At 72.0% G+C, this 23610-nt stretch carries 23 protein-coding genes; 17 read left to right on the top strand and 6 right to left on the bottom strand.

Annotated elements, in window-relative coordinates; genetic code table 11:
• The first annotated feature begins 59 nt into the window (after nucleotides 1-59).
• From DN051_RS35050 to DN051_RS35010, 10 genes are all read left to right on the top strand, one after another.
• Nucleotides 60-1712, top strand: a complete 1653-nt coding sequence (locus tag DN051_RS35050) for an FAD-dependent oxidoreductase (protein WP_112440644.1) — start codon at nucleotides 60-62, stop codon at nucleotides 1710-1712.
• A 317-nt stretch (nucleotides 1713-2029) separates the two neighbouring features.
• Entirely contained in the window at nucleotides 2030-2548 is a 519-nt protein-coding gene (locus tag DN051_RS45245; RefSeq protein WP_053757890.1) for a hypothetical protein, read from the top strand.
• Between the two features lie 116 nt (nucleotides 2549-2664).
• Nucleotides 2665-3369: a class F sortase gene (locus DN051_RS35045; protein WP_079000651.1), complete on the top strand. Its 705-nt coding sequence runs from the start codon at nucleotides 2665-2667 to the stop codon at nucleotides 3367-3369.
• A gap of 234 nt (nucleotides 3370-3603) precedes the next feature.
• Nucleotides 3604-4761 carry a SchA/CurD-like domain-containing protein gene (locus tag DN051_RS35040; protein ID WP_053757889.1) on the top strand — a complete coding sequence of 386 codons (1158 nt, stop codon included), beginning with the start codon at nucleotides 3604-3606 and terminating at the stop codon, nucleotides 4759-4761.
• A 67-nt stretch (nucleotides 4762-4828) separates the two neighbouring features.
• Entirely contained in the window at nucleotides 4829-5290 is a 462-nt protein-coding gene (locus DN051_RS35035; RefSeq protein ID WP_381282424.1) for a cupin domain-containing protein, read from the top strand.
• Nucleotides 5287-6555, top strand: a complete 1269-nt coding sequence (locus DN051_RS35030) for a beta-ketoacyl-[acyl-carrier-protein] synthase family protein (protein ID WP_053757888.1) — start codon at nucleotides 5287-5289, stop codon at nucleotides 6553-6555. The genes DN051_RS35035 and DN051_RS35030 overlap by 4 nt, the downstream gene beginning before the upstream one ends.
• Nucleotides 6552-7799 carry a ketosynthase chain-length factor gene (locus tag DN051_RS35025; RefSeq protein ID WP_112440642.1) on the top strand — a complete coding sequence of 416 codons (1248 nt, stop codon included), beginning with the start codon at nucleotides 6552-6554 and terminating at the stop codon, nucleotides 7797-7799. The genes DN051_RS35030 and DN051_RS35025 overlap by 4 nt, the downstream gene beginning before the upstream one ends.
• A 29-nt stretch (nucleotides 7800-7828) precedes the next feature.
• On the top strand, nucleotides 7829-8086 hold the full coding sequence (locus DN051_RS35020; protein ID WP_053757886.1) for an acyl carrier protein: 258 nt from the start codon (nucleotides 7829-7831) through the stop codon (nucleotides 8084-8086).
• Nucleotide 8087: 1 nt separating this feature from the next.
• Nucleotides 8088-8567, top strand: coding sequence for an SRPBCC family protein (locus tag DN051_RS35015; RefSeq protein ID WP_053757885.1), 480 nt, complete (start codon nucleotides 8088-8090; stop codon nucleotides 8565-8567).
• Between the two features lie 21 nt (nucleotides 8568-8588).
• Complete coding sequence (locus DN051_RS35010; protein ID WP_053757884.1) at nucleotides 8589-8921, top strand: TcmI family type II polyketide cyclase; 333 nt, start codon at nucleotides 8589-8591, stop codon at nucleotides 8919-8921.
• 84 nt (nucleotides 8922-9005) lie between these two features.
• Here the strand turns inward: DN051_RS35010 and DN051_RS35005 are convergent, their stop codons facing one another.
• The 3 genes from DN051_RS35005 to DN051_RS34995 all read right to left on the bottom strand — a co-directional run bounded on the left by DN051_RS35005 (nucleotide 9006) and on the right by DN051_RS34995 (nucleotide 12983).
• Entirely contained in the window at nucleotides 9006-10034 is a 1029-nt protein-coding gene (locus tag DN051_RS35005; protein WP_053757883.1) for a methyltransferase, read from the bottom strand.
• A 52-nt stretch (nucleotides 10035-10086) separates the two neighbouring features.
• Nucleotides 10087-11145, bottom strand: a complete 1059-nt coding sequence (locus DN051_RS35000) for a right-handed parallel beta-helix repeat-containing protein (RefSeq protein WP_053757882.1) — start codon at nucleotides 11143-11145, stop codon at nucleotides 10087-10089.
• A gap of 98 nt (nucleotides 11146-11243) precedes the next feature.
• Complete coding sequence (locus tag DN051_RS34995) at nucleotides 11244-12983, bottom strand: tetratricopeptide repeat protein (RefSeq protein WP_162625027.1); 1740 nt, start codon at nucleotides 12981-12983, stop codon at nucleotides 11244-11246.
• A 234-nt stretch (nucleotides 12984-13217) separates the two neighbouring features.
• Between DN051_RS34995 and DN051_RS34990 the strand changes: the two genes are divergently transcribed.
• The 3 genes from DN051_RS34990 (at nucleotide 13218) to DN051_RS34980 (ending at nucleotide 18179) form a co-directional block, all read left to right on the top strand.
• Nucleotides 13218-14675, top strand: coding sequence for an alpha/beta hydrolase family protein (locus DN051_RS34990; RefSeq protein WP_425471690.1), 1458 nt, complete (start codon nucleotides 13218-13220; stop codon nucleotides 14673-14675).
• Between the two features lie 246 nt (nucleotides 14676-14921).
• On the top strand, nucleotides 14922-16295 hold the full coding sequence (locus DN051_RS34985) for an alpha-lytic protease prodomain-containing protein (protein WP_053757880.1): 1374 nt from the start codon (nucleotides 14922-14924) through the stop codon (nucleotides 16293-16295).
• A gap of 327 nt (nucleotides 16296-16622) precedes the next feature.
• Nucleotides 16623-18179: an APC family permease gene (locus DN051_RS34980; RefSeq protein ID WP_053757879.1), complete on the top strand. Its 1557-nt coding sequence runs from the start codon at nucleotides 16623-16625 to the stop codon at nucleotides 18177-18179.
• 124 nt (nucleotides 18180-18303) lie between these two features.
• Here DN051_RS34980 and DN051_RS34975 read toward each other — a convergent pair whose 3' ends face one another.
• The gene (locus DN051_RS34975) at nucleotides 18304-18477 is read right to left on the bottom strand and encodes a CsbD family protein (protein ID WP_079000647.1); all 174 of its coding nucleotides are present in this window, start codon (nucleotides 18475-18477) and stop codon (nucleotides 18304-18306) included.
• A gap of 137 nt (nucleotides 18478-18614) precedes the next feature.
• On the opposite strand from DN051_RS34975, the gene DN051_RS34970 reads away from it, so the two are divergent.
• Together DN051_RS34970 and DN051_RS34965 are read left to right on the top strand one after the other, a co-directional pair.
• Nucleotides 18615-18833, top strand: coding sequence for a hypothetical protein (locus tag DN051_RS34970; protein ID WP_159053988.1), 219 nt, complete (start codon nucleotides 18615-18617; stop codon nucleotides 18831-18833).
• Entirely contained in the window at nucleotides 18820-19815 is a 996-nt protein-coding gene (locus DN051_RS34965) for an aldo/keto reductase (protein ID WP_053757877.1), read from the top strand. The genes DN051_RS34970 and DN051_RS34965 overlap by 14 nt, the downstream gene beginning before the upstream one ends.
• Nucleotides 19816-19930: 115 nt before the next feature.
• Here the strand turns inward: DN051_RS34965 and DN051_RS34960 are convergent, their stop codons facing one another.
• Nucleotides 19931-20566: a class I SAM-dependent methyltransferase gene (locus DN051_RS34960; protein WP_053757876.1), complete on the bottom strand. Its 636-nt coding sequence runs from the start codon at nucleotides 20564-20566 to the stop codon at nucleotides 19931-19933.
• Nucleotides 20567-20821: 255 nt separating this feature from the next.
• On the opposite strand from DN051_RS34960, the gene DN051_RS34955 reads away from it, so the two are divergent.
• Together DN051_RS34955 and DN051_RS34950 are read left to right on the top strand one after the other, a co-directional pair.
• A complete protein-coding gene (locus tag DN051_RS34955; protein ID WP_199314747.1) occupies nucleotides 20822-21703 on the top strand; it encodes a fructosamine kinase family protein in 882 nt (293 codons plus the stop codon).
• 150 nt (nucleotides 21704-21853) lie between these two features.
• Entirely contained in the window at nucleotides 21854-22540 is a 687-nt protein-coding gene (locus DN051_RS34950; protein ID WP_112440638.1) for a lipoprotein, read from the top strand.
• A gap of 11 nt (nucleotides 22541-22551) precedes the next feature.
• Here the strand turns inward: DN051_RS34950 and DN051_RS34945 are convergent, their stop codons facing one another.
• A complete protein-coding gene (locus tag DN051_RS34945) occupies nucleotides 22552-23535 on the bottom strand; it encodes an alpha/beta fold hydrolase (protein ID WP_053757874.1) in 984 nt (327 codons plus the stop codon).
• Between the last annotated feature and the right edge of the window lie 75 nt (nucleotides 23536-23610).

Below are 23610 nucleotides of genomic sequence, written 5' to 3'. Positions count from 1 at the left end.
GCATGAGGAACCCCGGCCGCATTCCGGCCGGATCCGCGGAGACGAGCTGGAGGCGAGTGATGAACGTAAGAGCCGATCAAGACGATCGGACCGAAGAGGTCCCGGTCCTCATCGTCGGCGGTTCCCTGGTCGGCCTGTCCACCTCGCTGTTCCTGGGCCGGCTCGGAGTGCGGCACACCCTGGTGGAGCGCCACTCCGGCACCTCCATCCACCCCCGCGGCCGTGGCAACAACGTCCGCACGATGGAGCTGTTCCGGGTGGCCGGCGTCGAACCGGGGATCCACGAGGCGGCGGCCACGCTGGCCGACAATCACGGCATCCTTCAGACACCCACCCTTGTCGGTGACGCGGGCGAATGGCTGTTCAAGGAGATCGACCCGGGGAACCGGCTGGCCCGGTTCAGTCCCACGACATGGTGCCTGTGCAGCCAGAACGACCTGGAGCCGGTGCTGCTCCAGCATGCCGCGAAGCTCGGTGGTGATCTGCGCTACCACACCGAACTCATGTCGTTCGAGGCCGACGGGGACGGTGTCACCGCCGTGGTCAAGAGCCGGGACACCGGCGAGCACTCCACCATCCGCGCCGACTACCTGGTCGCCGCCGACGGCCCCCGCAGCCCCGTCCGCGAGCAGCTGGGGATCGGCCAGAGCGGTCCCGGCGAGCTCTTCCACAACATCAGCATCACCTTCCGCTCCCGCCGCCTCGCCGATGTGGTCGGCGACCGCCGCTTCATCGTCTGCTACCTGACCAACCCGGACGCCGACGGCGCGCTGCTCCCTGTGGACAACCGGGAGAACTGGGTCTTCCACGCCCCCTGGCACCCCGAACACGGCGAGACCACCGAGGAGTTCACGGACGAGCGGTGCGCCGAGCACATCCGCCGCGCGGTCGGGGACATGGACATCGACGTCGAGATCACCGGCAAGGCGCCCTGGCACGCCGCGCAGCGTGTCGCCCGCAGCTACCGGTCCGGCCGCATCCTGCTCGCGGGCGACTCGGTGCACGAGATGTCCCCCACCGGAGCCTTCGGCTCCAACACGGGCATCCAGGACGCGCACAACCTGGCCTGGAAGCTCGCCGCGGTACTCGGCGGCTGGGGCGGGGACGGACTGCTGGACAGCTACGAGGCCGAGCGCCGTCCGGTGGCGGAGGAGACCAGCGCACGCGCGGCCGACCGGTCCGCCGAGCACAGCCACCCCGGCTTCGCCCCGCCGCCCGGTGCCGGCGCCGCCCCCAAGCGGGGGCTGCTCAATGTCTCCCTCGGCTACCGCTACCCGCAGGGCGCCGTGGTCGGCACCGACCCGGCCACCCCGGTCGTTCCGGAGGACCTCACGCTGGCGGGCGAGCCCGGCACCAGGGCACCCCACCAGTGGGTCCGGCACGAGGGCGAGCGGGTCTCCACCCTCGACCTCTACGAGCGGTCCCTGGTCCTGCTGAGCGACGCCGACGGCCACGACGGCTGGCACACCGCCGCCATCCGGCTCGCCGAGGAGATGACCGTCCCGCTCGTCTCGTACCGGGTGGGGACGGGACCCGGCTGCGAACTGACGCCCGAAGACGGCTCGGACTGGCGGGACATCCACGGCACGGCCCACGGCGGCGCCGTGCTGGTCCGCCCCGACGGGTTCGTCGCCTGGCGCTCACCGGGTCCGGTCGAGGACGCCGAGTCGACACTGCGTCAGGTCCTGACCACGGTGCTCGCGCTGGGCTGACCCGTGGACGCGTCGACCGACGCATGAGCACACGCGACGTCGCGCCGGCGGCCCTGCCGCCGGCGCGACGTCGCGCGCGTGCGCGCCTCTGGCGTGACGTCACCAGCGCGTGCCCTTCGGCCTCTTGCCGACCGGGGGGCGCAGGCACGGGCGGAATCCGGGCGTCGAGGGGTGCCGGTACACCCGGGTGGGTTCACCCGGGTGACCGCCTTGAGTGGTGGGAGGCGGATGCCTGATTGACGGTTGATCACGTCAGGGCCGGGTCTTCACAGCTGACGACACGCCAGCTGCCCAGGCCGTGGCGAAAGGACACTCGTATGCGCTCTGCACGCATGCTCCTGGCCACCGCGGCGGCCTCGGCCGTCCTCACCATCGGCGCACCCGGTGCGTGGGCAGCCGGTGACTGGGACCACGATGATTCGTCTTACAGCAAGGACCACGACAACGGAAGCAAGGGCGGCGAGCCACGCGGTGGCATGCACACGGGTGGCGGTGCGCTGGCGCTGGCGGCCGAGGACACCTGGGGCGGCTCCGAGGACAAGCACGACTCCTCCTACAAGAACGGCGGCGAGGAGAAGGGCTCCTGGGGCGGCGGCAGTGAGGAGAAGGGCTCCTGGGGCGGGGGCGGCGAGGAGAAGGGCTCCTGGGGCGGCGGCGGCGAGGAGAAGGGCTCCTGGGGCGGCGGCGGCGGCGACAAGCCCCGCGGTGGCATGCACACCGGCGGCGGTGCGCTCGACGCGCCGGCGGTGACCGCGGGCGGTCTCGCCGTTCTGGCCGTCGCGGCGACCGGTATGTACGCGGTGCGCCGCAAGAAGTCGGCCCCCGGCATGGCCTGACCGATGCCTGACGCGATAGCAGCCGGGGCCGCCACACCCGAGCGCCGTGTGGCGGCCCGGCTGGCGTCCATCCGCCCCGCCCTCCCTGCTGCCGCGCACTAGTGAGGTGGTCTCCTTTGCCGGCCGAACCCTCCTCCCCGAACCCCACCGAGACACCCGCCGAAGACGAGCAGGCGCAGCCCGCCCACGGGCCCCGCGGAGGCGTGATCATCCTGTGCGCCGTGGCTCTCCTGCTGCTGGCGGCCCATCTGATCGGTGGCGACGGCACCTCGTCCGACAGCGCCAACCCGCGTCAGGCGCCGCTGCCGGCTCACGCGCCGCAGGCCCCGGCGCCGGAACCGCCGGCCGGTCGGCCGATCGCCGACTCGCTGCCGCGGTCGAAGCCGGTGCGGCTGCTGATCCCGAAGATCTCGGTGGACGCCCCCTTCACCGACCTCCGCGTCGGCGCCAACGGGCAGCTCCAACCACCGCCCGCCCACGACATCAACCTCGTCGGCTGGCACGCCGAGGGTGCCTCCCCCGGTGAGGCCGGCACCTCGATCATCGCCGGGCATGTCGACACGGCGACGTCCGCGGCCGTGTTCGCCGATCTCGGTGAACTCCAGAAGGGTGACGTCTTCCACGTCGACCGGGCGGACGGAAGCACGGCGTCCTTCGTGGTCGACAGCGTGGAGACGTTCGCCAAGGACCGCTTCCCCGACGAGCGCGTGTACGGCGACACGGCCCAGCCACAGGTCCGGCTCATCACCTGTGCGGGTGACTACGACCGCACGGTGCGGGACTACACGGACAACCTCGTCGTCTTCGCCCATCTCGGCTGATCCCGTGCCGGATTCCGCGCCGGGACGAACCTGGCTGACCGTCAGATACCCCGGCCGGCGGGGGGAACACGTCGTGGTTCTGCTGCCCTTCGGGTACGGATCGGCGGCTCCAGTCACCCACGTAGTCCATCCGAGTCGCGCGCTTGGGGGGAGCGACACAAGATCGAGGCACGCTCGGCTCGCATCACCGCAATCGATGTCCGGCTCCCCTTTCACGAAGGAGATGTGCGCAGGATGACCACTACGTCTGCACCTGCTTCCGAACCGCTCACGCGACAGGTGTCGCACCATGTCTCCCAGTCCGTCTTCGACGGCTCCAGGCTCCGGGTCGTCCTTCTGGTGGACGTCAACGACGGAGCGCAGCAGCAGTTCCTGGAGGCGTACGAGCAACTCTGCAACCAGGTCGCCTCGGTTCCCGGGCATGTGAGCGACCAGCTGTGCCAGTCGATCGAGAACCCCTCCCAGTGGCTCATCACAAGTGAGTGGGAGTCGGCCCCGCCGTTCCTCACCTGGGTGAACAGCGAGGAGCACGTGCGGATGGTGGAGCCGCTGCACAGCTGCGTCCGGGACACCCGGTCGCTGCGTTTCCACATCGTCCGCGAGACCGGCGGCCCGGCGGCGAGCGCCGAGTCCGGCGACCGCCGGCTCCAGACGTCGCCCCGCATCGGTGACGGCGTCATCCGCCACGCGCTCACCTTCACCGTCAAGCCGGGCAGCGAGAAGGCCGTCGCCAAGATCCTCGCCGACTACGCGTCACCCGACCCGCAGGTGGACGACGCCACCCGGCTGATCCGTACCTCTCTGTTCATGCACGGCAACCGGGTCGTTCGGGCCATCGAGGTGCGGGGCGACCTGCTCGCCGCGTTGCGCCACGTCGCCCGGCAGCCCGAGGTGCGGGCCGTGGAGGAGGCCATCAACCCCTATCTGGAGCAGCACCGGGACCTGGACGACCCCGAGTCGGCGCGGGTCTTCTTCACCCGTGCGGCGCTGCCCGCCGTCCACCATGTGACGTCGGACGAGGCGAGCCCTGACGCGGTGCGGCACGCTCTGTACTACCCGGCTGTCGAGGGCGGCGGCATGCGGCTGGCCGAGTTGCTCGCCCAGCAGGACGAGGTGGCTGCGCGCGATCCGCACAGCCCCGTGCTGCACAGCACGATCTTCCAGCGGGACGACGTCGTGGTGCGGCTGGTCGACGTGCGGGACGCGATCGACACGGACCCCGTCCAGGTGCTGGGGCTCACCGACCGTGCCCGGGCTGCCGAGGTGACCGCGCTCCTCGACGGCGACGTCCTCGGGGCGGACGCCGCCGCACTCCTGGACAGCGCGCCCGCGGGCCTCCTGACCCTGGCCCGCATGGAACTCGTCACCGACCGCCGCTCGCCCCGAGCCTGACTCGTCCCGCTCGCGGGCGCGGCGGCAGCGGCCCCCAGTCGACACAGCACACGATCGGAGCAACGTCGTGATCAAACCCCGTCTCAACATCGTGGAACTCAGCGAGGTCGAGCCCAACACCCGGCGCGGCGGCGATCTGCGCGCCATGCTCACCCCCACCACGGTCGGCTCCACCAGCGGTTTCATGGGCGTCGCCATCGTGCAGCCCGGCGACCGCATCGCCGAGCACTACCACCCGTACTCCGAGGAGTTCGTGTACGTGATCTGTGGGCAGCTGGAGGTCGACCTGGACGGCGACCCCCACCCGCTGCGTCCCGAGCAGGGACTCATGATCCCGGCCCACATGCGGCACCGCTTCCGCAACGTGGGCACCGAGGAGGCGCGCATCGTCTTCCACCTCGGCCCCCTGGCCCCGAGCCCGCCGCTCGGCCACGTCGACACCGAGGAAACCGACTCCGCACCGGCCACGGCGGTCCAGGCCCCTGCGGACGCGGCCCTGACAACCGAACGACGAAAGGTGCGATCATGACCAGGCGTGTGGCAGTCACCGGCATAGGCATCGTCGCTCCGGGCGGTATCGGCATACCCGCGTTCTGGGATCTGCTGACCCAGGGGCGGACCGCGACCCGCGGCATCACCTTCTTCGACCCTGCGGGGCTGCGCTCCCGGATCGCGGCCGAGTGCGACTTCGACCCGGCGGCCCACGGGCTGGACGAGGAACAGGTCGCACGCTGCGACCGGTACATCCAGTTCGCCCTGGCGGCCGGAGGAGAAGCGGTCCGGGACGCCGGCCTCGACCTCGCCCGGGAGGACCCCTGGCGGGTCGGGGTGTCGCTGGGCACCGCGGTCGGCGGCACCACCCGTCTGGAGCACGACTACGTCCTGGTCAGCCACCACGGGCAGCGCTGGGACGTGGACCACCGCGAGGCCGAAGGGCATCTGCACCGCGCGTTCTCCCCCAGCACGCTGGCCTCCACGGTGGCGGAGGGGTTCGGAGCGCGCGGCCCGGTGCAGACCGTGTCGACGGGCTGCACCTCCGGGCTCGACGCCGTCGGGTACGCCTTCCACACGATCGAGGAGGGCCGGGCCGACGTCTGCATAACCGGGGCCTCGGACTCGCCGATCTCCCCGATCACGATGGCCTGCTTCGACGCGATCAAGGCGACGTCGTCCAACAACGACGACCCGGCCCACGCGTCGCGGCCGTTCGACGCCGACCGCGACGGATTCGTGATGGGCGAGGGAGGTGCGGTGCTCGTCCTGGAGGAACTGGAACACGCCAGGGCCCGCGGCGCACACGTGTACTGCGAGCTCAGCGGCTACGCCACCTTCGGCAACGCCTACCACATGACCGGCCTGACCCGGGAGGGACTGGAGATGGCGCGGGCGATAGAGACGGCCCTCGACCACTCCCGGCTCGACCGCACGGCGATCGACTACGTCAACGCCCACGGGTCGGGCACCCAGCAGAACGACCGCCACGAGACGGCCGCCGTCAAACGGGCCCTGGGAGAGCACGCGTACGACACACCCATGAGCTCCATCAAGTCCATGGTGGGTCACTCCCTCGGCGCGATCGGTGCGATCGAGGTCGTCGCCTGCGTGCTGGCGCTGGCCCATCAGGTGGTACCGCCCACCGCGAACTACGAGACCCCGGACCCCGAGTGCGACCTGGACTACGTCCCGCGCGTCGCACGCGAGCGGAGGCTGAACAGCGTGCTCTCCGTGGGCAGCGGCTTCGGCGGCTTCCAGTCCGCGGTGATCCTGACCCGGCCAAGGGAGAGGACACGATGAGCGAACCACATCCGCGGCGCGCGGCCGTCACCGGAATCGGTGTGGTCGCGCCCAACGGAGCCAGTACCGAGAACTTCTGGAAGTCCACCAAGGAGGGCATCAGCGTTCTCGCCCCGGTCACCCGCGAGGGCTGTGAGCACATGCCGCTCCGGGTGGCCGGCGAGGTCCGGGACTTCGAGGCGACGTCGGCGGTCGAGGAGCGCTTCGTCGTCCAGACGGACCGGTTCACGCACTTCGCGATGGCCGCCGCCGACCTCGCGCTGGACGACGCCCGTTTCGGGCAGGCCGACGGCGACTCGCCGTTCTCCGTGGGCGTGGTCACCGCCGCCGGCTCCGGTGGCGGCGAGTTCGGTCAGCGGGAGCTGCAACAGCTGTGGGGCAAGGGCAGCCGCTTCGTCGGGCCGTACCAGTCGATCGCCTGGTTCTACGCCGCGAGCACCGGGCAGATCTCGATCCGCCGCGGGTTCAAGGGCCCCTGCTCGGTCGTCGCCTCCGACGAGGCCGGCGGCCTGGACGCCCTCGCCCACGCGGCACGGGCCGTGCGGCGCGGCACCGATGTGATCGTGGCCGGTTCGACCGAGGCGCCGCTCGCCCCCTACTCGGTGGTGTGCCAGCTCGGTTACAAGGAACTGAGCACCGTCGAGGACCCGGCGCGGGCGTACCGCCCGTTCACGCAGGGCGCCTGCGGCTTCGTGCCCGCCGAGGGCGGCGCGATGCTCGTGGTGGAGAGCGAGACCTCGGCCCGGGTGCGAGGCGTGCCCCTGCGCGCCGTCATCGCCGGGCACGCGGCGACGTTCACCGGGGCCTCCTGCTGGGAGAAGTCCCGCGAGGGCCTCGCCCAGGCCATCCGCGGCGCCCTGCACGAGGCCCGGTGCGCTCCCGAGGAGGTCGACGTGGTCTTCGCCGACGCCCTCGGGACACCGGAGGCGGACCGGGCCGAGGCGCTGGCGATCGCCGACGCTCTCGGGGCGCACGGCCGGAGCGTTCCGGTCACCGCGCCGAAGACCGGTATCGGCCGGGGTTACTGCGCGGCGCCCGTGCTGGACGTGGCGGCGGCGGTGCTCGCCCTGGAGAACGGCGTGGTTCCGCCCACGCCGAACGTCTTCGACATCTGCCATGACATCGACCTCGTGACCGGTCGGGCCCGCTCCGCCGAGCTGCGCACGGCGCTGGTCCTCAGCCGCGGACTGATGGGGTCGAACTCGGCGCTGGTGCTGCGGCACGGCGTCGCCGACGCCTCCTGACGAGGCGGCAAGCAAAGGAGAGTAACCGCATGAGTGAACGAATCACCGTGGAAGAGCTGGCCGAGCTCATGAAGAAGGCGGCCGGCATCACCGTCGCCCCGCAGGACCTCCAGCAGCGGTCCGACACCGGCTTCGACGCCATCGGCATCGACTCGCTGGGGCTGCTGGGCATCGTGGGCGAACTGGAGAACAGGTACGGCACGCCGATGCCTCCCGACGCGGAGCGCTCCAAGACCCCGCGTCAGTTCCTCGACCTCGTCAACAGTGCCCTCATGACAGGAGCGTGACATGACCGGACACACACAGAACGAGATCACCATCGGCGCACCGGTGGACCTGGTCTGGGACATGACCAACGACGTGGCAAACTGGCCGCGGCTGTTCAGCGAGTACGCCTCGGCTGACATCCTGTCCACGGAAGGGAACAGGACGACGTTCCGGCTGACCATGCACCCCGACGACAACGGCACGGTGTGGAGCTGGGTGTCGGAGCGGGAGACGGACCGGGACACGCTCAGCGTCAGGGCCCGCCGGGTCGAGACGGGTCCCTTCGACCACATGAACATCCACTGGCAGTACGAGGAGGTGCCCGCGGGCACCCGGATGGTGTGGACGCAGGACTTCGCGATGAAGCCCGACGCACCGGTCGACGACGCGTGGATGACGGACAACATCAACCGGAACTCCAAGGTCCAGATGGCCCTGATCCGGGACCGCATCGAGCAGGCCGCCGCCCGGCACGGGCGCGTGCCGACCCTCACCGACTGAGCCCCGACGGAGGACACGACGATGCACCACACCCTGATCGTCGCCCGGATGAAGCCCGGCTCGGCCCCGGACATCGCCCAGGTGTTCGAGGACTCGGACCGGGGGGAGCTGCCGCACCTGGTGGGCGTCTCCCGGCGCAGTCTGTTTCAGTTCGATGATGTGTACCTGCACCTCATCGAAGCCGAGCGGGACCCCTCCCCGGCCATCGCCAAGCTCGCCGGGCACTCCGAGTTCCGCGACATCAGCGAGCGGCTGTCGGCGTACGTCAGCGCGTACGACCCCGCGACCTGGCGTTCCCCGAAGGACGCGATGGCGAACTGCTTCTACCGCTGGGAGCGGAACGCCACCGCCTGAACCACCCACTCGGCCACCGGCCGCCGGGCCCGCGAATGTCTCGGGCCCGGCGTCCGGTGTTCCCGTGCGCGGCCGCGGGCAGGATCAGGCGGGCACGGTGCAGTCGAACGCGTGCAGGTAGGGGTTGACCTCGCGGAACTCGTCGATGACCAGACCCGCTTCGGTCAGCCGGCCGACCATGCTGTCCCGGGTGTGCTTCGCTCCGCCGACGTTGAGGAGCAGCAGCAGGTCCATGGCGCTGCTGAACCTCATCGACGGCGAGTCGTCGACCAGGTTCTCGATGACCACGACCCGTGCGCCGGGGCCGCCCGCGTGGATGACGTTGCGCAGGGTGCGGGCGGTGCTCTCGTCGTCCCATTCCAGGATGTTCTTGATGATGTACACATCGGCCCGGACCGGGATGTCCACGCGGCAGTCGCCGGGGACGATGTGCACCCGGTTGGCGAGTTCGCCGCCCGGGCGCAGGCGTGGATCGGCGTTCTCGACCACGCGCGGCAGGTCGAGCAGGGTGCCGTGCAGCGAGGGGTACTTCTCCAGCAGGCTCGCCACCACATGCCCCTGACCGCCTCCGATGTCGGCGATCGACGAGGCGCCCGACAGGTCCAGGCACTGTGCGACGTCCCGGGCGGACTGCATGCTCGAGGTCGTCATGGCGCGGTTGAAGACGACGGCGGATTCCGGAGCGTCCTCGTTGAGGTACTCGAAGAACTCCTTCCCGTACAGGCCCTCCACCACGTTGTGGCCGGTGCGCACCGCCTCGTCCAGCTTCGGCCAGGCGTCCCAGGTCCACGGCTCGGTGCACCAGAGCGTGATGTAGCGCAGGCTGTTGGGGTCGTCCTCGCGCAGCAGCCGGGACATGTCGGTGTGCTCGAACGTCCCGTCGTGCCGTTCGGCGAACACGCCGTAGCAGGCCATGGCACGCAGCAGCCTGCGCAGCGGCTTGGGTTCGGTCTTCACCGCGGACGCCAGGTCCTCCACGGCCATGGGGTGGTCGCCCAGCGCGTCGGCGACCCCCAGCCGGGCGGCCGCGCGGAGGGCAGCGGCACACGCCGCCCCGAACACCAGCTCTCTCAGCCGCATGGACGGCGGCGGAGCAGTCTCAGCGGTCGTCATGTGCCGCTTCCCTTCCTTCGTGGGTCAGAAAATGAGGGCTACAGCCGTCCGGTCAGCACATTCCCGTGGGCTTGGACGCCCAGCAGGAGTTGTTCGCGAAGGTGTTGCCCTTGCCGCTGTCGGTGTTCACGAGGTCGGCCGGGGCGTTGCCCTCCAGCTCGTTGTCGCTGATCCGGTTGTCCTCGCTGGTGACGCCGACCATGCTCTGGAAGACGACGATGCCGCCCGACAGCGGGGACGCTCCGATGTTGTCCTTGACGACGTTCCCCGTGACCAGGGTCTTCTCGGCGCCGGTCAGGACGATGCCCGAGCCCTGGAGGAACGGCAGCCGCTCGGTCTTCGGGCAGAACTTGTTGTTCTGCTCGATGTGGTTGTCGCGGACGGCGAGGTCACCGGCCTTCGGCTTGTTCTCATCGCCGACGACGAACACGGCCGCGCAGTTGCCGGTGACGAGGTTGCGCTCGACGACCAGGTTCCGCAGGCGGCGGACGGTGACACCGATGCGGTTGCCCGACAACCGGTTGGCCTCGACCACGGTTCCCCGCGTGTCCAGCGCCCCGGCCTCATCGGTGATCGTGTTGGCGAGGAACAAACCCGCGTCGCCGTTGTCCCGGGCGGTGTTCCCGCGGAACACGCTGCGCACCGAGTGCTCCTCGGCGATGCCCCACACGCCATTGCGCACGGCCGTCACGTTGCGCACGGTCAGCTGGTCCGTCGCGACCGCCGACACACCTGACTTGGCGAAGCCGGCCACGGTCAGGGAGGCGATCGTGACGCCCTTGAGCATGTTGTCCTTCGTGCCCACCACGCAGATGCCGTTGCCGGCCGTGGCACAGCTGTTGCCGGCGCTCTGCGTGGCCGGCTCGATCACCGTGCTCCGGCCCATGCCGCGCAGGGTCAGGCCGGGCGTGGTCACCTTGACGCTCTCGCGGTAGGTGCCGGGGGCCACCAGAACGGTGTCGCCCGTCTGGGCGGCGTCCACGGCCTTCTGGATCGACTGCCCCGCATGGACCAGATGGGTCCGGTGGATGGCGTCCGGTGGTGCGGCGCCGAGGGTCGTACCGATGACGGCTGCCGCGCATGCCAAGTACGCGAGTTGGCTTTTCATCATATCCCGTACGCTAAGCCACAAATTGGTGCGAATTGAGGGATGGTCCGACCGGGGGCGTGTCACACCACGCCGGTCGGCACGACTCGCGCCGGGCGCGGTCAGCCCTCCGCGCCGCAGCAGTCGCCGGCGCCCACCGGGTCGGTGCCGCCCGTGGAGTCGCCCGGGGAGTCGCCCCCGCCCAGCGGGGCGGCGACGCGTTCCAGGCGGCAGAAGCAGGACGCCTCGACGGGCACGTCCGCCACAGCGGCGGCCATCTTGAGCTGCTGGGCAAGGATCCGCGCCTCCCCCGTCCTGCCGAGACGGACCAGGCACTCGTGCAGGCCGTGCAGGGCCCAGACGTTGCCGGGGTGCTGCAAGGGGCGCGGCAGGGTGTCGTCGAGACCGAGGTCGGCCCGGTAGACCGCCGCGGCCTCCTCCACGCGGCCCTGCTCCAGCAGCAGGGCGCCGTAGGCGTGCCGGGTGGGCTGCATCCAGCCCCACGGCTCGTCGTAGGGCAGGTCGTCGTCGAGTTCCACCGCGCGCCGCAGCGCGGCGAAAGCGGCGTCGTACCGGCCCTTGCGGTACTCCAGTTCGCCGTCGAGCATCGCCGAGGCGACCGCGAGGATGTCGGCGCAGGTGTTGTTGAACAGCATGCGTGTACCGGGGACCCTGGTGAGCGCCTCCCGGAACAGCTCGCGTTCGGCCTCCGCCCCGGCGATCCGGCCGGTCGCCGACAGCGCGACACCACGGGCGTAGCGCAGCATCGCGGTCGTCACGCTGTACAGCTCCGGGTCGGCGGGCAGTGGCAGGTCCAGGATCTCCGCCCAGCGGCCGAACCGGATCAGCACATGGACCCGCATGGCGAGGAAGCCCTCCAGCCAGTCGGCCATGGGCGGGCTCTGCACCCGCAGCAGGTCCTCGCTGATCGACTCCTCCAGCGCGGCGGCGGTCTCCAGGGCGACACGGGACTGGCCGAGGAACATCGCGCCGTAGATCTTGAAGTGGTAGTTGTGCGAGCGGTACAGGGTGTAGAAGTTCATCGCGCCGGCTCGTGCGCGGTACTTCTCGTCGGCGGCGATGGCGGCGCTGTTGTCGGACACCACGCGCCGGTAGTCACCGCAGAGCACGTCCAGATGGGTGGGCATGTGCTGGAGGTGGCCGGCGTCGGGCACCAGGCCGCGCAGCCGGTCGGCGACGGGGAGCGCCGCCTCGGGGGTCGGCGACATCTCCATCAGGTGGATGTACATGTGCACCACACCCGGATGCCGGGCGCCCTCCGCGGTGGCCAGGGCCCGCTCGAGGACGGCCCGGGCCTCGCGGGTGCGGGCGCCTTCGGCGGGCTCACCGGTCCGGATGTCCCACAGCTGCCAGGGGGTGAGGTTCATCAGGGCGTCGGCGTACAGGGTGGCGAGATCGAGGTCGTCGGGGGCCAGTTCGTACACGGCGCGCATGGCCTCGGCGTAGGGCGCGTTCCACACCGCGCAGTCGGCGACGGGCTCGGCCCGCGGATAACGCGCCCTCAGCGCGTCGATCAGGGCGCGTTCGACTGGGGTGGCGGCGACCGCCGCCGTGTCGTGCGCGAGTCGTACGGCGGCGTGGGTGCGGTCGACGGTGCGCGCGAGGTCCTCGGTGTCGAACGCCTCCCAGGGCTTGTTGTAGTTGGGGCCGAGGGCGTAGGCGATGCCCCACCGGGCCATCGCGCAGTCCGGGTCCGCGGCGGCCGCGGCCTCGAAACAGGCGACGGCCTCCTCGTGGTTGAAGGCGTACGTCCAGACCAGTCCGCGGTCGAACCACGTCTGGGCCTCGGGCGACGAGGTCGTCACGCGGCGGCCGTGAGTGCCGAGGTCGTAGTAGTCCATGCGTGTCTCCTCCATCATCGACCGCCGTACGACGAGGGATGCCTACCCTTTGCAGCCTAGTCGCGATCTTTCGACGGGGATGCTCCCCTTTGCCCCCGCACCGGGGCGGCGCGGAACGGACGCGCGCCGAACACTATGAACGCAACGATCAAGTGCATGGCCCTTGCTCCGGCCGCTCCCTAGCATCGCGGCGCACAGCGCGACGAAGCGCCAGCCCGGACGAGGAGCCGCATCGTGAAGACATGGAGAACCCCCCGGATCCGCCGACCCCTCCGCCGCCGCGCACGGGGACGCGCGGGGGCGGTCGCCGGTGCCGCGGCCCTGGTCGCGGGTGTGCTCGCCGGAGCCCCCGCCGCCCGGGCGGATTCGGGTCCGGCGTCCGTCGACTGCCCGGCGGACCTCGCCGGCGAAGCCGCCTGCTACACCGGTCAGGACGGCAACGGCGCCCACTTCGCCATAGCCGTCCCCGACGACTGGAACGGGAAGCTGGTGGTCCACGCCCACGGCGGTCCCGACCTCGGCGCCGCCTCCGACCCGCAGCGCAGCCTGGACGATCTGGGGCGCTGGTCGGTGATGGTGGACCAGGGTTACGCGTGGGCGGGTTCGTCCTACCGCCGCGGCGGCTACGGCACGCGCATGGCCGCGGCCGACACCGAGAACGTGCGCCGCCTGTTCGTGTCCGCGTTCGGCGAGCCGGAACGGACCTACGTCCACGGCCAGTCGTGGGGCGGGAACGTCGCGGCCAAGGCCGCCGAGGTGTACGGCGGCCGGAGCGGCCCCTACGACGGGGCGCTGCTGACCAACGGCGTGCTCGGTGGCGGGTCCCGCGGTTACGACTACCGGGTCGACCTGCGGGTGGTCTACCAGTACTACTGCCGGAACCTGCCCCGGCCCTCCGAGCCGCAGTACCCGCTGTGGCAGGGGCTGCGCCCCGGGTCGACCCTGACCTCCGCCGGACTGCGGGCGCGGTTGCAGGAGTGCACCGGATACGACTCCGCCCCCGAGGACCGGACAGCCCTCCAGCAGCGCAACCTCGACGACATCCTGGCCGTCACCCGGATCCCGGAGCGCACCCTGGAGTCCCATCTGCGCTTCTCGGTCTTCACGTTCCGCGACATCGTGCACGAGCGGCTGGGCGACCGCAATCCGTTCGGCAACCGGGGCGTGCGCTACTCCGGGTCGCACGACGACGCGGCCCTCAACGCCGGTGTGGAGCGCTTCTCCCCCGACCCGGCCGCCGTCCGTGACCTGTCCTACGACAGCGATCTCACGGGCAGGGTCGCGATCCCCGTCCTGACGCTCCACGCGATCGACGACCCGACCGCCTTCGTCGAGCACGAGGCGGCCTACCGCGCCACACTGAGCGGCGCGCACCGGGACGGGCATCTCGTGCAGACCTTCACCCGGGAGTCCGAGCACAGCGAGCTGAGCGACGCCGAGTACGCCAACTCCGTGGCGGCGCTGGACCGTTGGGTGCGCAGCGGACGGAAGCCGACGGCGCGCGCCATCGCCGACTCCTGCGCCGCGTTCGACCGCGCCTACGGTTCCGGATGCTTCTACGACGCCGCGTTCCGGCCCTTGCCGTACGCCTCTCGTGTCCGGCCACGGCCGGGCGAGCTGCACTGGCCCGCCATGACGGCCGCCCAGGAGCGGACATGGAGCCGGGTGGAGGGGGTCGGGATCGCCCCCTGACACCGACGGCCCCGCGGCCGGGGCCCTGGTCCCGGCCCGGCGGTCGCGGCGGCCGGCTCGACGGCGGTCGGCCGCCGGACCGGGTCCGCCCGGCTCGGGGCCCCGCCGGCGCCTACTGCACTTGGCGGCCCCTTTGCGTCTCCAAAGCGCGAAAGCGGCAGTGCGGTGACATTGCTTCCTTCCTTCCAGGCAAGCCCTGGCCTCGTGGCAGCTTCATGCCCATCGGACTGGAAGGAATCCATTCGTATGGTCCACAGACGAGTCCCGGCCGCACGCCGCGCGGGCCTGATCGCCTTCGGCACCCTGCTTCTGAGCGCAGTCTGCTCGGTGGCGGGGGCCGAGCCGCCGCCCGCGGGCGGGCCCGGCCCCACCGCGGCCCAGACGCTGGGGGCCAACAGGCCGTCGGCCGAGGTACTGCGCGCGCTGGAACGCGACCTCGGCCTGACCCCCGCCCAGGCGGCGCAGCGTCTGGTGAACGAGGCCGAGGCCGGGACCCGCGCCGGGCGCCTGCGCAACGCGCTCGGCAAGCGGTTCGGCGGGGCCTGGGTGACCGGTCCGACGTCGCAGGACCTGACCGTGGCGACCACCGACCGTGCGGACCTGCCCGCCATCCAGGGCCAGGGCGCGAAGGCCGCCGTGGTCAAGAAGTCCCTGGCGGGACTCACGGGCGTCCGGGACAAACTGGACGCGGCGGCGCGGCGCGCCGCGACCACCGACGCGCCGGTCTGGTACGTCGACGTCCCGAGGAACCGGGTCGTGGTCGAGGCCCGCAGCCGGGCGCACGCGACGGCGTTCGTGAAGGCGGCGGGCGCCACGAACGACGGTGTGGCCGTACAGGTCTCCGCGGACCGGCCGCGCCTGCTGAAGGACATCGTCGGCGGCGATCCCTACTACATCAACGGTTCGGCGCGCTGCTCGGTCGGTTTCTCCGTCACCAGGGCCGCGGTCGACGGCTTCGCCACCGCCGGTCACTGCGGTGCCGCGGGCCACACCACCACCGGCCACGACCAGAGCGCCCAGGGCACCTTCCGGGCTTCCACCTTCCCCGGCAAGGACATGGCCTGGGTGGCGGTGAACGGGGACTGGACCGCGACGGCCGACGTCAAGGGCCAGTCGGCCCAGCGGGTGCAGATCGCCGGATCGGTCGAGGCGCTGGTCGGCGCGTCGGTGTGCCGCTCCGGCTCCACCACCGGCTGGCACTGCGGCACCATCCAGCAGTACGGCACGAGTGTCAGCTACCCGCAGGGCGTGGTGAGCGGCCTCACCCGGACGACGGTGTGCGCCGAGCCGGGTGACTCCGGCGGCCCGTTCCTCGCCGGCGCCCAGGCACAGGGACTCACCTCCGGCGGTTCGGGCGACTGCCGGACCGGTGGCACGACGTACTACCAGCCGATCAACGCGGTGCTCGAAGACTTCGGCCTGACCCTCAAGACGGCCGCGGGTGCGGCCGGGACCCCGGACCCGCAGGACAGCGGGGCCGACGCCTGGGCCTCCGGCCGCGTCTACGGCGTGGGCGCCACGGTGAGCCAGGGCGGGGTCCGCTACCAGTGCCTCCAGGCCCACCAGGCTCAGGGCTCCTGGCGGCCTTCGGCCACCCCGGCGCTGTGGCAGCGCCTCTGACCGCTCCCCGGCGGAAGTCCCCGGCGCCGGACGCGGCTCCACGTCGCGTCCGGTGCCGTCGCTGCTCCGGTCCGGCGGGCTTCGCGCGCGCCGCCGTGGCGCAGATCACATGGAACGGTTCACGTGCGCGGCATCGGCCCTCGCTGCGATTACCGAATATCGAACACCGCACGACCTGCTTTGGATGCGTCACTCAGCCCCGATGATGGACCTTGGAATCACAGGACGCTTAGTTGATCCACCATCGAACAGGCGAGTATCGGGCCGTGGCCGCATGGAAAGTCGTGTGAAGTCACCACGGAAACCGCAGGATTTAACGTCCTGTTCATGACTCAGCTGGACGCACGGCCTGAGGCCGAAGACACCGGTGCCACCCCCGCCGGGGGCATGCGCGCCAAGGGCCTGAGCGGGAACTCCGTCGGACTGCTGGGCAGCGCCGTCATCGGTGTCTCCACCGTGGCGCCCGTCTACTGCCTCACCTCGACGCTGGGTTCGACCGCGGGAGAAGTGGGCGTGCAGATGCCCGCGGTGTTCCTCGCGGGCTTCCTGCCGATGCTGCTCGTCGCCTTCGCCTACCGCGAGCTGAACAAGGCGATGCCGGACTGCGGCACCTCGTTCACCTGGACGGTGAAGGCCTTCGGGCCCAAGGTGGGCTGGATGTGCGGCTGGGGACTGGTGATCGCGACGATCATCGTGCTGTCGAACCTGGCGGGCGTGGCGACCTCCTACTTCTGGCTTCTCGCCGGGGAGATCACGGGCAGCGACGCGGTGGCCGCGCTGGACGACGACAAAGCCGTGCACATCCTCACCTGCCTCGCCCTGATCGCGATCGCGACGGTGATCAGCTACCGCGGCATGACCGCGACGAAAGGCCTGCAGTACGCGCTGGTGGCGCTCCAGCTGGTGGTCCTCGGCGTCTTCGTCGCCATGGCCTTCACCAAGGCCGGGAGCGCGCAGTTCCCGACCTCGGCGGAGTTCTCCTGGTCGTGGCTGAACCCGTTCGCCGTCCAGTCGTTCGCCGCGTTCACGGCCGGACTGTCACTGTCGATCTTCATGTACTGGGGGTGGGACGCCTGTCTCACCGCCAACGAGGAGACCAGCGGCAGCAGCCGCACCCCCGGCCGGGCGGCACTGGTCGCCATGGTGGTGCTGGTCGGTTCGTACCTCGCCACCGGAGTGGCGGCCCAGATGGTGGTCGGCGCGGGCGATCAGGGTCTCGGCCTCGCCAACCCCGAGACCTCCGACAACGTCTTCGCCGCGCTGGCCGGTCCGGTGATGGGCCCGGCGCTCGGCATCCTGCTCTTCCTGGCGGTCCTCGCCTCCGCCGCGGCCAGCCTCCAGACCACGTTCATCCCGGTGGCCCGCACGGTCCTGGCCATGTCGGCGTACGAGGCGCTGCCCGCGTCGTACGCGCGGGTCCATCCGCGCTTTCGCACCCCCGGGCGCGCCACCGTCACCGCGGGCGTCGCGACGGCGGTGTTCTACACCGTGATGACCCTGGTCAGTGAGCACGTCCTGGTCGACACGATCTACGCACTCGGCCTGATGATCTGCTTCTACTACGCCCTGACGGCCTTCGCCTGCGCCTGGTACTTCCGGGCGGACCTGCTGCGATCCGGGCGGGACCTGCTGTTCAAGGGCCTGTTCCCGGTGGTCGGCGGACTGCTGCTGGCCGCCGTGTTCACCAAGACACTGATCGACATGTGGGACCCGGCCTACGGCAGCGGATCGTCCGTGTTCGGGGTGGGGTCGGTGTTCGTCATCGGCGTCGGGCTGCTGGCGCTGGGGCTGGTCGTCATGGCCGCGATGCGGTGGCGCAGTCCGGCCTTCTTCCGCGGCGAGGTGCTGACGAAGTCCACGCCCGCGCTCATCGCGCAGGACTGACCGAACCGGCCGGCGTCAGGGCCTCGGCGCCGACACCGTCGCCGTCGCTGGAAAGAACGGCGGGTTCCCCCGTGCGGTCGCACGGGGGAACCCGCCGAGGGCCGGTCACCGGCCGGTGCGGGACTCAGTCCTTGAACACATCTTTGGTCTTCTCCTTGGCCTGACGAGCATCGCCCTTCATCTGCTCCGCCCTGCCCTCGGCCGTCAGGCGCTCGTTGCCCACCGTGCGGCCGGCCGCCTCCTTGGCCTTTCCCTTGGCCTGTTCCACCTTGGCCTTGGCCTTCTGCTCTCGCGCCACGGTCGTTCACCTCATGTCCTGGTTCGTCCTTCGATGTCTTCGCACCGTGTGGCCAGGAACGCGCAGCTCAAACGCGAAGGCCCGCACCCGGGAAAAGCGGGTTGCCGCCGCCGGAAGCCGGTGACAGGGTCGCGACCATGCCCGTCTTTCCCGCGCACGACGGAACCCGGCTCGCCCAGCACGCCGCCGGAGAGGGCCCACCCCTGCTCCGTCCGCCCGGCGGTCCGGCGCGGACCTCCGCCTGCCTCGGGGAGCCGGGCGACGCGCTGTGCCGTCCCCCGCGGCCCGGCGACGCCGCGCCGTTCGCGGGCACCGGGGCGGACCTCCTGGGGGTGAGCGGCCGTGCGGGCGGATGAGCTGGTGACGCTGGGCCGTACCCGGCTCCGGGTCAGCCGACTGGGGCTGGGCCTGGCCTCGGTGGGCGGCCTCTTCGCGCCGGTGTCGGACGACGAGGCGGCCACGGTGATCGACGCGGCCTGGGACGCGGGGGTACGGCTGTTCGACACGGCGCCGGTGTACGGGTACGGGCGCTCGGAGGTCCGCGCCGGAGCGGCGCTGGCGAACCGGCCGCGCGCGGCGTACGTGCTGTGCACGAAGGTGGGCAGGCTCATCGAGCCGGGAGGCCCCGACACCCAGCCGATCTGGGCGGACCCGCCGGCCGGACTGGGACCCCGGCTGGACTACTCGTACGCCGGGGTGCTGCGCTGCGTCGAGGAGAGCCTGGCACGGCTGCGGCTCGACCGGATCGACGTGCTCCACGTCCACGACCCCGAGCAGGACTTCCCGACCGCCGTGCGCGAGGCCTACCGGGCCCTGGCGGACCTGCGGGACGCGGGCACCGTCGGGGCCGTGTCGATCGGCGTCAACCACGCCTCCGTGGCCGCCCGCTTCCTGCGCGAGGCCGCTCCGCCCGGACCCGACTGCGTGCTGCTGGCCGGCCGCTACAACCTGCTCGACCAGTCCGGCCTGGCCGAGCTGCTGCCGCTGTGCGCCGAGCGGGGCGTGGCGGTCATGGCGGCGGGTGTGTACCAGAGCGGGCTGCTCGCCGACCCCCGTCCGGGCGCGCCGCACGGGTACGGCGCCGTTCCGCGACGGCTCCAGTGGCGGTTGCGGGCGTGGCGGGAGGTGTGCGACGCCTTCGACGTGCCGATGCTCGCCGCGGCGGTGCAGTTCCCGCTCGGACATCCCGCCGTCACCAGCGTCGTCGTCGGCGCCCGTTCCGCGCAGGAGGTCACCGGCAGCGTGGACGTCTTCAACCACCCCGTTCCGGCCCGGTTCTGGCGTGCCGTCAAGGCGGCCGGCCTGCTCCCGGAACAGGCGCCGACGCCGGAGGAGTAGGGCCGGAACTCCCCCGCTGCGGCCGGCGGTCAGCCGGACCGGTGGCCCGGACGAGGGCGACCGCCATGCCCTGCGGGCGAGTCGGCGCGCCGCTCTCGTCGGGTGGCGGGCGAAGTCAGTGGCGTCGCAGGCGCCACACGTGGTCGTTCCGGTGTCCTTCGACCCCGTCCGGGGACGCACACGCGCGACGCGCCGTCCGCGCCGACTCGACGGTCCACTCCGCTTCGGGCAGCGACAGTTCCGCGAGCAGGCCGTCGAGGGTGGGGAAGGCGGCGTCGAAGGGCGGTTCGCCCTGCCAGGACGGCCAGTCCCCGTGCAGGACGATCAGGAGTGTGCCGCGCTCGGCGACGGCTTCGGCGGCGCGCCGCAGGATCCACCGCTGGTCCAGGCCGACCGGGGACTGCAGGTACTGGACGTTCACCAGGTCGAACGAGCCGTCCGGGAAGGTCTCGCCGAGCTCGTGGCGTTCCCACGCGGTGCGCTCGCCCACACCGGCCTCGGCGGCGTGCCGCGCCGCGCGTTCCAGGGCGGTGGCCGAGATGTCGACTCCGGTGACCCGCCAGCCGCGGGACGCCAGCCACACGACGTCCCCGCCCTCGCCGCATCCGAGGTCGAGCGCGCTGCCCGGCGCCAGGTCCGTGGCCTCGTCCACGAGCAGTCGGTTGGGGCGGCCGCTCCAGACCCGCCCGGTGTCCCGGTAGCGGGCCTCCCAGAACTCTGCGGGCCGGGTGGGCGTGGGGACTTCGGCCATGGTGACTCCTGCGGTCGTCGGTGTCGGTCGTCGGCTCGGCGCGCGACCGTGCGACGGTTCGGCGCGCACGACCGAGCTTGGAGCCGGACCGCCCCCGGCGACAAACAACTTTGCCGGTCCCGCAAACCGGGTGCGCGTCGTACCTTGGTGGGGGCGTACGGCTCCGCCGGACCGCGCGGATCCGCTCCCGGGGAACCGCGGGGTACCGCTCCGGCTCCTTCGCTCGCCCCGGACCGACCGTGAGAAGGACGCCGTATGACCGCTCGCACCGCCCGCGCCGGACAGGAAGGGCCGGACGCCGTGGCGGCCCGGATGACCGGGCGTGCGGTGACGGAGGTCCGTCCGTTGTCCGCGACGCTGGCCGAAGTCACCCTGGACGGCGGGCAGGTGGTGATGGTCAAGCGCCAGGACGCGCCGGGCGGGATCGCCGCCGAGGCGGCCGGGCTGCGCTGGCTCGGTCAGGCCGAAGCGGTCGGTGTGCCGGCCGTGCGCGGACACGACGGACGGTGGCTCGTGACCGACCGTGTTCCGGCCGGGCGAGCCGACGGGCCGGCCGCGCTGCGCTTCGGGCGGGAACTGGCCGCGCTGCACGCCGCCGGGGCGAGCGCGTTCGGGTCGCCGCCGCCCGGCGGCCCGGCGGACGCGTCCATCGGGCTCGCCCCCATGCGCAACGTCCCCGGCGACGACTGGCCGTCCTGGTACGCCGAGCACCGCGTACTGCCCTACCTGCGCCGTGCCGTGGACGACGGCACGCTGCGGCCGGCGGAGTCGGCCGCGATCGAGCGGGTCTGCGAGCGGCTGCCCGAACTGGCGGGCCCCGCCGAACCGCCCGCCCGGCTGCACGGCGACCTGTGGAACGGCAATGTGCTGTGGGGCGCGGACGGACGGGTCCGGCTCATCGACCCCGCCGCGCACGGTGGCCACCGGGAGACCGACCTCGCCATGCTGCACCTCTTCGGCTGCCCCCGCCTGGACGAGGTGCTCGACGGCTATGCCGAGGCGGCTCCGCTCCCTGCCGGCCGGCGGGACCGCATCCCGCTGCACCAGCTCTTCCCGCTGCTCGTCCACACCGTGCTGTTCGGACGTTCCTACGCGACGCAGGCCGTGGTGGCGGCGCGCCGGACTCTCGCCCTGTGACCGGAGGCTCCCGGTCACGGTGTCCGCCGTGCGCGCGGACGCCTCGCTCACGGCCCGTCGACCGGCCCGCTGCGCCGCCCCGGCCTGCGTCCGTCGCCCTGCCGACGCCTCGGATACAGTGACCCGGCTCAACCGAGAGGAGACAGTGCGGTGCAGGTCGGGGTGGGGAAAGCGCGGCGGGGACTGATCACCGCGGCCGTGGCGGCGGGTCTGCTGACGGGGTGCGCGGACGGGGCGCAGGAGGATGCCGGAGCGTCCGCCGACCCGTCGGCGTCGGCGTCGAAGGACGCGGGCGCGGCCGACGGCGGTGGCACCGCCAGGAGCGGCGGCACCATCGGAGCCACGGGATCGGCCTGTGAGCTGCCGGTGACGTTCGACATCGCCGAGAAGTGGACGGCCGAGGCCGTGGAGGGCGCTTCGGGCGAGGCGGACGGCGAGCTGGCCGAGGAAGTGGCCGACGCCCTCCTCCGCCAGGGCCCGGTCACCGCCGCCTGCGAGGTGGACGCCAAGCCCGCCGGGCACATCGGCTTCCTCCGCGTCTTCACCGCCGATCCGGGCGAGGACGACGCACGCACCGTCCTGAAGGGCTTCGTCGAGGCCGAGGTCGAGGCGAGCAAGGAGCGTTACGGCACCTTCGAGGCGGGCGGCCTCACCGGCGCCGAGGTGGAGTACCTGTACACCAGCGAACTGCTGGAGGAGCCGAAGGCGGAGCGCGCCTTCGCGGTCGTCACCGCGCGCGGCCCGGTCGTCGTGCACCTCGGCGGGATGGACACCGCGGAGCACGAGGCGATGCTCCCGGCGTACGAACTCGCCAAGAGGACGCTGCGCGGCAGCTGAGCCGGGGCGGGTCAGCGGGCGAGCCCGGTCAGCCAGTCCACCAGGATCCGGTTGACCCGGTCCGGACGCTCCTGCTGGACCCAGTGGCCGCAGTCGTCGAGCAGATGCGAGGCGACCAGACCGGGCAGGGTGTCGGGGAACGCCGCGATCGCGTCGGCGAGCCACGACACGGAGGCGTCCAGGGCGCCGCCGATGAACAGGGACGGCTGGGTGAGGGGCGCGCCACGGTGGCCGGCCAGGTCCGCCCAGTCCCGGTCCACGTTGCGGTACCGGTTGAGCGCTCCGCTCAGACCGGTCCGCTCGAACTCCCCGGCGAGACGGTCGAGTTCCGGCTCGCCGAGCCAGGCGGGCAGCCGGTCCGCCGGGAACCGGTCGCGCAGCCGGCCGCCGGGCCCGACGAAGTACGGGGAGGGATCGTCGGGGCCCGGCATGGTGTCGCCGGACAGGGCGGCGTGGAAGCCCGCCAACCAGCCGCGCACGTCGGGCTCGATCTCCGCCTCGGCCCGGCCCGGCTGCTGGAAGTACGACACGTAGAACTCCTCCTGCCCGCCCATCGCGGCGAAGACGTCGCTCGGGCGGGGCCCGCCGGGCGGGCTGTAGGGCACGCCGAGCAGGGCCACGGCGTGGAAGACGTCGGGGCGCAGCAGCGCGGACGTGGCGGCGATGCTCGCGCCCCAGTCGTGTCCGACGATGGACGCGGACCGCTCACCGAGGGCCGCGACCACGGCGACGGCGTCCTCGACCAGCTCCACCATCCGGTAGGCGTCGACGGCCTCCGGCCGGGAGGACCGGCCGTAGCCGCGCACGTCGACCGCCACGGCGCGGAAGCCCGCCGCGGCCAGGGCGGGCAGTTGGTGGCGCCAGGAGTACCAGCCCTCGGGGAAGCCGTGGACGAGCAGCACCAGCGGCCCGCTGCCCTGCTCGACCAGGTGGATCCGGCCGGCGGGTGCGGGCACCGAGCGGTGGACGAGGGTGTCGGCGGGCGGGTTCGTCATGGGTCACTCCCCGAGCGGTGGCTCTTGCGGCGGTGAAAGCGGGCGCGACCGGCGCCTTGCGGTCGGCCGGTACCC

The organism is Streptomyces cadmiisoli (assembly GCF_003261055.1).
In the GTDB taxonomy this organism is placed as follows: domain Bacteria; phylum Actinomycetota; class Actinomycetes; order Streptomycetales; family Streptomycetaceae; genus Streptomyces; species Streptomyces cadmiisoli.
Note: the sequence above shows the minus strand (reverse complement) of the source record. Positions and strands in the feature narration are given on the sequence as shown.